Source organism: Acetivibrio sp. (assembly GCF_035371925.1).
Taxonomy (GTDB): Bacteria; Bacillota; Clostridia; order Acetivibrionales; family Acetivibrionaceae; genus Hungateiclostridium.
Window position 1 is genome coordinate 1 of the sequence record NZ_DAORXT010000090.1, and the last position, 11217, is coordinate 11217.

The window sequence follows — 11217 nt, forward strand, 5'->3', positions numbered from 1 at the left end:
CGTCCACTCCTTTTACCTCCTTAAAAGTAATTCGATATACAGTCTTTTTTTAAGATATACAAAAACAATAATTTTTAAAATTTATTGATAATATATTATTTAGATTGGCTTGAAAGCTCTACTTTTATTGAAGGTTTATGATGGAAGTGCAAGCTTATGCAATCTGACAATATAATTGAAACTATAATTGAAACTTTATAGTTTTATAAATATAATAAGTATATTAATAAACTTTTAATAAGGGAGGTTCACAATGAATTATAAAGCTGATATTGGTGTTTTTGGCGGTTCAGGTTTTTATTCTTTTTTAGAAAATGTTGAAGAAATAGAAATGGAAACTCCTTATGGAAAGCCCAGTGACAAAATAGCAATTGCAACCTACGAAGGAAAGAAAATTGCTTTTTTGCCCCGTCACGGCAAAAATCACCAATTCCCACCCCATATGATACCTTACAGAGCAAATCTCTATGCTATGAAAAAGCTTGGGGTAAAGAAAATACTGGCTCCCACATCTTCAGGCAGCCTTCGTCCTGAAATCAAGCCAGGGGATTTTGTCGTGTGCGATCAGTTTGTCGACAGGACAACAGGACGTAAAGACACCTTTTACGACGGACCTGTAACCAAGCATATAAGCTCTGCGCACCCTTACTGCCCTGAGCTTAGAAAAACTGCCATTGAAGTTGGAAAAGACCTGGGAATAACAATTCATGAAAAAGGTACTGTGGTTGTTATTCAGGGTCCAAGATTCTCCACTGTGGCAGAGAGCAGATGGTTCAACAAAATGGGCTGGGATGTAATTAATATGACACAGTATCCCGAGGTTTATCTGGCCAGAGAACTGGGAATCTGCTATGCCAACATATCTCTTATAACCGACTATGATGCGGGACTTGAAGGCCGTGATGATATTGCACCGGTTACTGAAGAAGCCGTGCTTAAAGTATTTGCGGAAAACAATGAAAAAGTTAAAAATATGCTTTTTGAAGTAATTAGAAGAATTGACCTTGAAAATGACAAGTGCACATGCTGCAATGTCGATTTAAGCGGCATAGACCTGTAATTTCAAAATAGTCTTGTTTTTAAATATTTTTTAATAAAGGAGAGCTCTATGAAACCGTTAGAGTATTGTGATGGAGTATTAAAACTGATAGATCAGACTTTGCTTCCGGGAGAGCAAAAGATTGTAGAACTAAAAAACTATGTTGAAGTGGCTGATGCAATAAAAAATATGATAGTAAGAGGCGCTCCTGCCATAGGTGTGACTGCCGCCTACGGTGTTGTAATAGCTTCAAAAGCTATAGACACCGATTCAAAAGAAGAATTTTTTATAGGTCTTAAAAAGGTGTGCGATATAATTAAAGGCACGCGTCCCACAGCTGTAAACCTTTTTTGGGCTGTTGACAGAGTATATAATAAAGCTTCGTCAAACCGGGACAAGTCCATTGAAGAAATTAAAAATATTATTGAAGAAGAAGCCTACCTTATGGAAAAAGAAGACATTGAATCCAACAAAAGCATAGGCCGTTTTGGCAATGAGCTTATAAAGGAAAACTGGACAATTCTTACCCACTGCAATGCCGGTGCTTTGGCAACTTGTGACTACGGCACTGCTTTGGGAGTTATCCGGGCGGCTCACGAGTCCGGGAAAAACATACAGGTTTTTGCGGATGAGACAAGGCCTTACCTTCAAGGAGCAAGACTTACCTCTTGGGAATTAATGCAGGACAATATCCCCGTAACGCTCATATGTGACAATATGGCAGGACATTTCATGAAAGAAGGGTTAATAGACTGTGTAATAGTTGGAGCTGACAGAATAGCTTTAAACGGTGACACTGCAAACAAAATCGGTACTTATTCGGTTGCGGTTTTGGCAAAAGAAAACAATATACCTTTTTATGTTGCCGCTCCCACATCAACTATTGACTTTTCCATAGAAACAGGAAATCAAATTCCCATAGAAGAACGAAGTCCCGATGAAATAACTCATATCAAAGGAATAAGAATAGCTCCGGAAGGTGTAAAAGTAAAAAATCCGGCCTTTGATGTAACGCCAAACAAATACATCTCAGCCATTATTACCGAAAAGGGAATTATTTATCCGCCATACAATGAAAACATAAAAAAATTCAGGTAAAATAAGTTTCCCTGATATTTAAAAGCCTCAAATCAAATTCAAGATTTGAGGCTTTATTTTGCTTTGCTTTACTTTATTCTTTATTTTCCTTCTGCATTTCCTTATATGCTTTTTTTATCATTTCAAAGCTCATCGGACTAATCACATGTTCTATACGGCAAGCATCTCCCTTTGCAATATCTTCATCCACACCCAATGAGATAAGATAGTCTGTCAGCACTTTGTGGCGCTCATAAATGCGCTCGGCAATCTCCATCCCTTTATCTGTCAATGTTATATATCCCGATTCGTCCATTGAGATGTACCCGTTTTCCCTAAGCTGCTTCATGGCATAGCTGATACTTGGCTTTGAGAAATTCATCTCATTAACTATATCAATAGACCTAACCTGCCCAATCCTATGACTTAGTATTAGAATAGTCTCAAGATAATTCTCAGCAGACTCCTGAATCTTCAATCTTATTTCACCACCTGACACGAGAAGACTACATTTTATATGTTACCACAAATCCGTGCTTTTAACAATAGAAATTGTGCAATATATACCATATCTGTGAATTGCAATTAAACTCTTTTCGCAAATTCCAATTACTAAAAAAATGATTAAAATATTCTTCAAGGTTATTGACAAATTAAGACTGCGTTGCTAAACTGAATGTAGATAGTCTTGACTAACTATATTTTTTTGGTTACAGGTTAGTCACATCTAACTTATTAATATAGAGTATATTTACTCCAAGAAAGGAGAAGGAATATGACTACTTTGCGAAATATCAAATGCGGTCAAACAGTTAAGGTTGTAAAGCTCCATGGAGAGGGTGCTTTAAAAAGACGCATTATGGATATGGGTATCACCAGAGGCTGCGAGGTTTATATCCGTAAAGTAGCCCCATTAGGCGATCCTATTCAGATAAACGTAAGAGGCTACGAGCTTAGTCTTAGAAAATCTGCAGCAGAAATGATAGAAGTAGAAAAACTATAGCTACATAGATTCTGCACGTAAGCAGCATTGTGTCACACGGTTAGTCAAAGCTAACCGGCTTTTTAAGGAGGTAATTTTATGTCGATAAAAATTGCTCTTACCGGAAATCCGAACTCCGGTAAGACTACTATGTTTAATGATCTGACGGGAAGCAACCAATATGTCGGCAACTGGCCCGGCGTTACTGTAGAAAAAAAGGAAGGGAGACTTAAAGGTCAAAAAGATGTTATTATAACTGACCTGCCAGGCATCTACTCTCTCTCCCCTTATACACCGGAGGAAATCGTTTCAAGAAACTATTTGATAAACGAAAAGCCTGATGCAATAATAAACATTGTTGACGGGACCAATATCGAAAGAAATTTATACCTTACCACACAGCTTACCGAAATGAGCATACCTGTGGTTATCGCACTTAATATGATTGATATTGTGCGCAAGAAAGGTGATAACATTGATATTGAAAAGCTTTCTCAAAAGTTCGGATGTGAAGTGGTTGAAACCTCCGCTTTAAAAGGTGTCGGCTCAGAAGAGGCAGTATCAAAAGCAATTGCACTTGCAGAGCAAAAAGCAAATACTCTTCCACCGCATAAGTTTTCAAAATCGGTTGAAGACTCATTATCAAAGATTGCTTCCTGCATTGAAAGCATTATCAGTCCGGATCTTCTGCGCTGGTACAGTATCAAGCTTTTTGAGAGAGACCAAATGGTATCGGAAGAGTTATCTTTGGATAACGACACCAAAGCCAAAATTGAAAGCATCATTGCCGAATGTGAAAAACAGCTTGATGATGACAGCGAAAGCATTATCACCAACGAAAGGTATAAATATATCGTTGATGCCATAAAGGACTGTTACGTAAAGAAAAATACTTCCCGGGATACGGTATCCGATAAAATAGACAAAATTGTTACAAATCGCTGGCTTGCATTTCCTGTTTTTGCCGCAGTTATATTCCTTGTCTATTTTATATCGGTCACCACTGTAGGAACTTGGGCAACAGATTGGGTAAATGACGTATTGTTTGGAGAAATTATTCCCCCTGCGGTGGAAGGGTTTTTAGAATCGGTTAACTGTGCAGATTGGCTGACATCTCTAATAATTGACGGTATAATCGGCGGTGTGGGTGCCGTACTTGGCTTTTTGCCTCAAATGATGGTATTGTTCCTGTGTCTTTCACTCCTTGAGGACTGTGGATACATGTCCCGTATCGCCTTTATTATGGATAGAGTATTCAGAAAATTCGGTCTTTCCGGAAAATCCTTCATTCCGATTATTATTGGAACAGGATGCGGCGTACCGGGTATTATGGCTTCAAGAACCATTGAAAGTGAAGAAGACCGTAAGCTGACCATTATGACTACAACGTTTATTCCCTGCTCCGCGAAGCTGCCGATTATTTCGCTCATAGCGGGAGCATTTTTCCCAGGTTCAATTTGGGTGGCTCCTTCTGTCTACTTTATCGGTATTGCCGCAATTATTTGCTCGGGAATAATTCTAAAGAAAACCAAAGCTTTATCAAGTAGCCCTGCACCTTTTGTTATGGAGCTTCCTGCTTACCACGTACCGAGAGCTAAAAACGTAGCTCTTCACATTTGGGATAAAACCAAATCCTTTATTAAAAAAGCAGGAACAATTATATTCTTGGCCAGCGGACTTGTATGGTTCCTGTCCAACTTCAACTGGCAGCTTAGAATGGTAGATGCTCCGAATTCAATCCTTGCAAACTTGGGAAGTATCGTTGCCCCTGTTTTCGTTCCTCTTGGCTGGGGAACTTGGGAAGCAGCTGTTGCAACACTCACAGGTCTTGTAGCAAAGGAAAATGTAGTTGGAACCCTCGGAGTTCTTTACGGACTCCAGGAAGTTGCTGAAGACGGTGTAGAAATCTGGGGCAGCCTGCAAGCTTCATTTACAGCACTTTCAGCGTATTCATTGCTTCTTTTCAATCTGCTCTGTGCCCCATGCTTTGCTGCTATTGGAGCTATCAGAAGAGAAATGAAAAGTGCAAAGTGGACTTTAATAGCAGTAGGATATCAAACAGTTTTGGCATATGCAGTTTCTCTGTGTGTATATCAGTTTGGTATGTTCTTTACGGGCAATGGATTTAACGTATTCACTGCCATTGCAATTATAGTTCTTATAGGATTTATTTACCTGCTTGTGCGCCGGCCTTATAACAAAGACGGAAAAAATTGCTCCGCCAAAGAGGTCGGAAATGCAGCGTTAGGAGGCGCTAAATTATGATTGAATTTATAACCGAAAACCTTGCAACTATTATAATAAGTGCTATCTTGTTAGCTTTAGGTGTTTTGGCAGTTTTAAAAATCAGAAAAGACAAGAAAAAGGGATCCTGCAGCTGCGGCTGTTCAGGATGCCCTCAATCGCAAATTTGTCATAAACAATAATCATGGCTTGTAAGAATAAATTAACGCTCACTTATATATTTATTATAATATTTATTCTTGCTTTTTGCTTCTTCTTTTTTGAAGCCACTCCTTAATTTTTAATTCATAACCGTTTGCGCTAGGATTATAGTAAATAGTCCCCTTCATCTCTTTAGGAAGATAATCCTGGTCAACAATATTGCCGGGGTAATCATGGGCGTATTTATAGCCCTTTCCGTATCCTAGCTCTTTCATTCCCGGTGTCACCGGATTTCTAAGGTGCATCGGGACTTCTCCTGTCCGCTTGTTTTTTACATCCTCTAAAGCACTATTGATTGCTGCATAGCATGAATTTGATTTCGGACTGGTGGCTACCATAACGGCAGCCTGAGACAAAATTATTCTTGCCTCAGGCATACCCACCATATGTACAGCCTGTGCCGCTGAAACTGCCAACTGCAAAGCAGCCGGATTTGCCATACCCACATCCTCAGATGCGCATATTATTATTCTGCGCGCCAAAAACATCGGATCTTCCCCGGCATACAATGCCCGTGCAAGATAAAACACTGCCGCATCCGGATCGCTTCCCCTCATGGACTTTATAAAGGCACTGATATTGTCATAATGCCCATCACCGGATTTGTCGTACCTTGCAGCCTTCTTTTGGACACATTCCTCAATCAGCTCCATGTCAATATGAAATTTACCGTCATTTCCAACAGGGGACGTCAAAACGGCAAGCTCTAGGGCATTTAAAGCTATTCTGGCGTCGCCGTCGCATATATCCGCCAAATAGTTTAGCGCATCCTCTTCTATTTCAATATCTACATTGCCCAGGCCACGTTCTTTGTCTTTTAAGGCATTTTGAATGATTTTCTTTATTGAGTCACTGCCGAGGGGCTTTAGCATAAATACCGAAGACCTTGAAATCAAAGCCTTGTTAACCTCGAAAAAAGGGTTTTCAGTAGTCGCTCCCACAAGAATAATTGTACCATCCTCCACATATGGAAGAAGTGCATCCTGCTGGGATTTATTAAACCTGTGAATTTCATCAATGAACAACACAGTCTTTCCCCTTGGATTTAATATCGGGTTCTGTGTATCCGACACAATCCTCTTTATATCCGCAACACCAGCAGTGACTGCATTAAGCTTTTCAAAATTGGCCTTGGTACTGTTGGCAATAATCCTTGCCAAAGAAGTCTTACCCGTTCCGGGAGGACCGTAAAGAATAATTGAGGAAATTCTGTCTGCTTTTATCATCCTGTTTAAAAGCTTTCCTTCACCGACTATTTCTTCCTGTCCGAAAAATTCTTCCAAGGTCCTAGGTCTCATCCTATAGGCCAGCGGCTCTTTTTTTACATCCATAACATCATCCTTTTAAAGCTTGTGGCAAGTTTAAACTAAAGCTTGTAAACCGTATCGGAAGACAATACCTTCACACCGGCTTTTTCAAGCATTTCCACAGCTTTTTCCGGATTGTCAATCCTAAATATAACAAGGGCTTCATTTTCTGCTTTTCCAACAAAAGCATACATATATTCAATTCCAATGGACTCCGCTTCCAAAGCCTTTAACGCTTTTGCCAGTCCTCCCGGCTCGTCGGGAACTGAAACAGCAATAACATCGCAACAGCTAACTGTAAATCCGTTATCCTTCAAAGCTTTTTCCGCAGTTTCCGGATCATTTACAATGAGTCTTAAAATTCCAAAATCAGTAGTGTCGGCTATTGACAGAGCGCTGATATCTATATTGCTTTCTGCAAGAATTTGTGTAACCTCAGCAAGTCTGCCGGATTTGTTCTCTAAAAACACGGAAATCTGTTTTACAAGCATGTCTTATCCCTCCATTTTTATTTTGGAATAATTACTATAAATAATTAGATTAGAACTTACGCTTGTCAATAACTCTCTTGGCTTTTCCTTCGCTTCTTTCAATAGTCTTTGGTTCAACAAGCTTCACTGTTGCACTTATTCCAAGGGTCTCCTCTATAGCCTTTCTTATTTTCTTTTCACTGTCTTCTATCTTCTTAACCTGGTCGGAGAACAGCTGCTGGTTCATTTCCACCCATATTTCCAATACATCCAGATTATCTATTCTATCCACTATCAACAGATAATGGGGAGCTGTATCTCCAAACTCAAGAAGAACGGATTCAATCTGTGACGGGAATACGTTTACACCTCTTATTGTAAGCATATCGTCAGTTCTTCCCGATACTTTGCTCATTCTGACAGTAGTTCTTCCGCATTCGCATTTTTCATAATTGAGGGAGGAAATATCCCTTGTTCTGTATCTTAACAGAGGAATTCCTTCCTTTGTAATTGTTGAGAACACCAGCTCACCTTTTGAGCCTGGAGGGAGCACTTCTTCAGTCACCGGGTCAATAATTTCAGGAATAAAATGGTCCTCCTGTACGTGAAGTCCGCACTTGCAGCAACATTCAGTGGAAACTCCGGGTCCGATTATTTCACTTAATCCATAAATATCTATGGCCATTATTCCGAGCCTTTCTTCTATCTCTTTTCTCATATTTTCAGACCATTGTTCAGCTCCAAAAACACCAGCTTTGAGCTTCAAGTCTTCTTTCTTGATTCCGAGCTCTTCCATTTCTTCTGCCATATACAAGGCATATGAAGGGGTACATGCCAAAATAGTAGTACCAAAATCCTTCATTATCTGAATCTGCCTTTTTGTATTTCCGCCGGAAATGGGTATAACCGATGCTCCAATCCTTTCGGCACCGTAGTGTATTCCCAATCCTCCGGTAAAAAGTCCGTATCCGTAGGCAACCTGAATAAGAGAGTGCTTATCCGCACCGGCAGAAACCAAGGTTCTTGCCGTGACCTCCGACCAAGTGTCAATGTCTTTTCTTGTGTAACCTACTACAGTCTGTTTTCCCGTCGTACCGGAAGAGGCATGAATTCTTACAATTTCACTTAGCGGAGCAGCAAACATTCCATAAGGATATGTATCTCTCAAATCGTCTTTGTAAGTGAAAGGAAGCTTCTTTAGGTCATCCAAGGTTTTAATATCTCCGGGTTCAATGCCCTTCTTCTGCATTTTTTCTCTATATGCCGGAACATTATGGTATATTCTCTTTACAGTTTCAATCAACCTTTCTGTTTGAAGCTTCTCCATCTCTTCTCTTGACATACATTCACATGAAGGATTCCAATACTGCATATAACTACCCCCTATACACTTTATAAATTTTATGGTAATTGCCTTGGGCATCACGCCCGAAGGTTTTATCAACAGTCCATTGTTATTTGGTTTTATCAACCTCTGCTGTAACCTTCTTCAAAAGCTTTTAGGTTTACATCGAGCACTTTTTGAGGAACAACTTCCCTCAAGGACTCAATCCATACTTCTTTATCAATATCCATTGTCTTTGCCAAAAGCCCTATCAAAACCGTATTAACTGCTTTTATATTTTTGCACTCTTTTGCTATCTTAAGAGCATCCAAGGAAATAACGTTTTTATAGTTTTCCCTAAGCACTTCCATTATATTTTCAGGGTATTTTTCTTTTCCTATAATAACGGGCATAGGATTGATTTTTTGCTCATTGACCAAAAGCTTGCCGTCTTCTTTTAAATAATCTGCCCATCTTAAAGCCTCAAGCATTTCAAAGGCAATAATTATGTCCGCCTCACCTCTTTCAATTATGGGAGAGTAAACCTTGTCGCCAATCTTTACATAAGTTACGACACTTCCTTCCCTCTGTGACATTCCGTGCACTTCGGAAACTTTAACGTCATAATTTTGCTTGAGTGCAACATTGCCGATAATCCTGCTTGCAAGCAATGTACCCTGTCCGCCTACTCCAACTATCATTATATTACATTTATCCATTATTATTCACCAGCCTTTTCAATTGCATCAAAGTTACATACTTTCGAACATAATCCGCAGCCCACACATAAAGCATCATTTATTTCTATATGATCCCCCATGTCAACAATGGCAGGACATCCTATTTTCATACACATCTTGCACTTTTTACACTTTTCAATAACTATCCTATGCGGACCTTCGAATTTTACATTTTTCAGCAGAGCACACGGTCTTTGAGAAATTATAACCGAAGGCTCATCAGCTTCAATTTCTTCCTTTAAGGTCTTTTCAAACTCTTTTAAGTTAAAGGGATCTACAACTTTGACTCTCTCAACACCAACAGCATTGCAGAGCTTTACAAGGTCCACCTGTTTTGTCGGCTCGCCCTTTATTGTAAAGCCGGTTGTCGGATTATGCTGATGACCTGTCATACCTGTAATGGAGTTGTCAAGTATTATTACTGTCGAATTTCCTTTATTATAAACCACGTCAACAAGCCCGGTTATTCCCGAATGCACAAATGTGGAATCTCCCAGTATCGCGACAGTTTTTTTGCCAAACTCCTTGCCCCTTGATTTTTCCATACCGTGAGCAGCGCCGATGCTTGCACCCATGCAAACACAGGTATCCATTGACTGGGTTGGCGGCAATGCTCCCAATGTGTAACATCCGATATCTCCGCTAACGGTAAGCTTTAGCTTGTTGAGAACATAAAACATTCCCCTGTGCGGACATCCTGGGCACATTACAGGAGGTCTTACCGGTGTGCTGATTCCCTCAATCTTCTTTCCACTGCTTAGCTTATTAAATACCTTTTCTCTGATAAGGTTGGCGCTGTATTCACCTATAACAGGCAATACATCCTTGCCTATAACCTTAATGCCCAATTTCTTTATATGGTCTTCAAAAAACGGCTCCAATTCTTCTATAACATATAATACTTTTACTTTCTCAGAAAACTCTTTGATTAATTTGTCCGGAAGTGGATAAATCATTCCAAGCTTAAGATATGAAACATCGCCGAAGGCTTCCCTTGCATACTGATATGCAATTCCGCTGGTTATAACGCCAATATCTGTACTTCCCCATTCAATTCTGTTTAAAGGAGTCGTATTGGAGAATTCGGCTAAAGCTGCCATTCTGTTTTCTACTGCAACATGCCTTTTGCGTGCCATTGCGGGCATCATGACGTACTTGTCGGGATCCTTTTTATATTCCCTAAGGGCTACCTCTTCCCTTTCTCCGATTTCAACAATGCTCTGAGAATGGGATATCCTTGTTGAAAGTCTGAAAATAACAGGAGTGTCAAACTTCTCGCTTATTTCAAAAGCCGCTTTTACATATTCTTTGCACTCGCTACTATCGGAAGGCTCAACCATAGGTACTTTTGAAGCTTTTGCGTACATTCTGCTGTCTTGCTCATTTTGTGAGCTATGCATTCCCGGGTCATCCGCAACCATGATGACAAGCCCCGCATTAACTCCCGTATAAGATGCAGTAAACAAAGGATCCGCCGCCACATTAAGCCCTACATGCTTCATTGAACAAATGGCTCTTCCTCCGGCAATTGCCGAACCTATGGCAACTTCAAGAGCAACCTTTTCATTTGGTGACCATTCGCAATACACTTCGTCGTATTTTGCTATATTTTCCGTTATTTCGGTACTTGGCGTCCCAGGATAAGCCGTTGCAACTCTGACTCCTGCCTCATAGGCTCCTCTGGCTACCGCTTCGTTTCCGAGCATCAACTTTTTCATCAACAATCCCCCATCTAATTTATAAATTATATTTAAATATATTAGAATAATATTATTTCTATCTTATCACATAATACAAGCATATTAAACCCTTTTATATTATCTTTTATTGTTT

The 11217-nt window shown here is 39.8% G+C and carries 11 protein-coding genes; 5 read left to right on the top strand and 6 right to left on the bottom strand.

All coding sequences use genetic code 11. The annotated features are described in order from the left end of the window. The first annotated feature begins 253 nt into the window (after positions 1–253). Both PLH43_RS11045 and mtnA read left to right on the top strand, forming a co-directional pair. Positions 254–1060, top strand: a complete 807-nt coding sequence (locus PLH43_RS11045; protein ID WP_324363059.1) for an S-methyl-5'-thioadenosine phosphorylase — start codon at positions 254–256, stop codon at positions 1058–1060. 48 nt (positions 1061–1108) lie between these two features. After that, positions 1109–2137, top strand: coding sequence for an S-methyl-5-thioribose-1-phosphate isomerase (gene mtnA, locus PLH43_RS11050; RefSeq protein WP_324363061.1), 1029 nt, complete (start codon positions 1109–1111; stop codon positions 2135–2137). A gap of 73 nt (positions 2138–2210) precedes the next feature. On the opposite strand, the gene PLH43_RS11055 is transcribed toward mtnA, so the two are convergent. Beyond that, complete coding sequence (locus PLH43_RS11055) at positions 2211–2594, bottom strand: metal-dependent transcriptional regulator (RefSeq protein WP_324363064.1); 384 nt, start codon at positions 2592–2594, stop codon at positions 2211–2213. A gap of 297 nt (positions 2595–2891) precedes the next feature. On the opposite strand from PLH43_RS11055, the gene PLH43_RS11060 reads away from it, so the two are divergent. The 3 genes from PLH43_RS11060 (at position 2892) to PLH43_RS11070 (ending at position 5524) form a co-directional block, all read left to right on the top strand. Further along, the gene (locus PLH43_RS11060; protein ID WP_324363066.1) at positions 2892–3119 is read left to right on the top strand and encodes a FeoA family protein; all 228 of its coding nucleotides are present in this window, start codon (positions 2892–2894) and stop codon (positions 3117–3119) included. A 78-nt stretch (positions 3120–3197) separates the two neighbouring features. Continuing rightward, positions 3198–5363 (top strand): ferrous iron transport protein B, encoded by a 2166-nt coding sequence (feoB, locus tag PLH43_RS11065; RefSeq protein WP_324363068.1) that lies wholly within the window; start codon positions 3198–3200, stop codon positions 5361–5363. Continuing rightward, positions 5360–5524 carry a FeoB-associated Cys-rich membrane protein gene (locus PLH43_RS11070; RefSeq protein WP_324363070.1) on the top strand — a complete coding sequence of 55 codons (165 nt, stop codon included), beginning with the start codon at positions 5360–5362 and terminating at the stop codon, positions 5522–5524. Before feoB ends, PLH43_RS11070 begins: the two co-directional genes overlap by 4 nt. 51 nt (positions 5525–5575) lie before the next feature. Here the strand turns inward: PLH43_RS11070 and PLH43_RS11075 are convergent, their stop codons facing one another. The 5 genes from PLH43_RS11075 to iorA all read right to left on the bottom strand — a co-directional run bounded on the left by PLH43_RS11075 (position 5576) and on the right by iorA (position 11102). Then, positions 5576–6874 carry a replication-associated recombination protein A gene (locus PLH43_RS11075; protein ID WP_324363072.1) on the bottom strand — a complete coding sequence of 433 codons (1299 nt, stop codon included), beginning with the start codon at positions 6872–6874 and terminating at the stop codon, positions 5576–5578. Between the two features lie 35 nt (positions 6875–6909). Next, positions 6910–7341, bottom strand: a complete 432-nt coding sequence (locus PLH43_RS11080; RefSeq protein WP_324363074.1) for an ACT domain-containing protein — start codon at positions 7339–7341, stop codon at positions 6910–6912. 49 nt (positions 7342–7390) lie between these two features. Then, positions 7391–8692 (bottom strand): phenylacetate--CoA ligase, encoded by a 1302-nt coding sequence (locus tag PLH43_RS11085; protein WP_324363076.1) that lies wholly within the window; start codon positions 8690–8692, stop codon positions 7391–7393. A gap of 95 nt (positions 8693–8787) precedes the next feature. After that, the gene (locus PLH43_RS11090) at positions 8788–9363 is read right to left on the bottom strand and encodes an indolepyruvate oxidoreductase subunit beta (RefSeq protein ID WP_324363077.1); all 576 of its coding nucleotides are present in this window, start codon (positions 9361–9363) and stop codon (positions 8788–8790) included. A gap of 2 nt (positions 9364–9365) precedes the next feature. Further along, positions 9366–11102: an indolepyruvate ferredoxin oxidoreductase subunit alpha gene (gene iorA / locus PLH43_RS11095; RefSeq protein ID WP_324363079.1), complete on the bottom strand. Its 1737-nt coding sequence runs from the start codon at positions 11100–11102 to the stop codon at positions 9366–9368. Between the last annotated feature and the right edge of the window lie 115 nt (positions 11103–11217).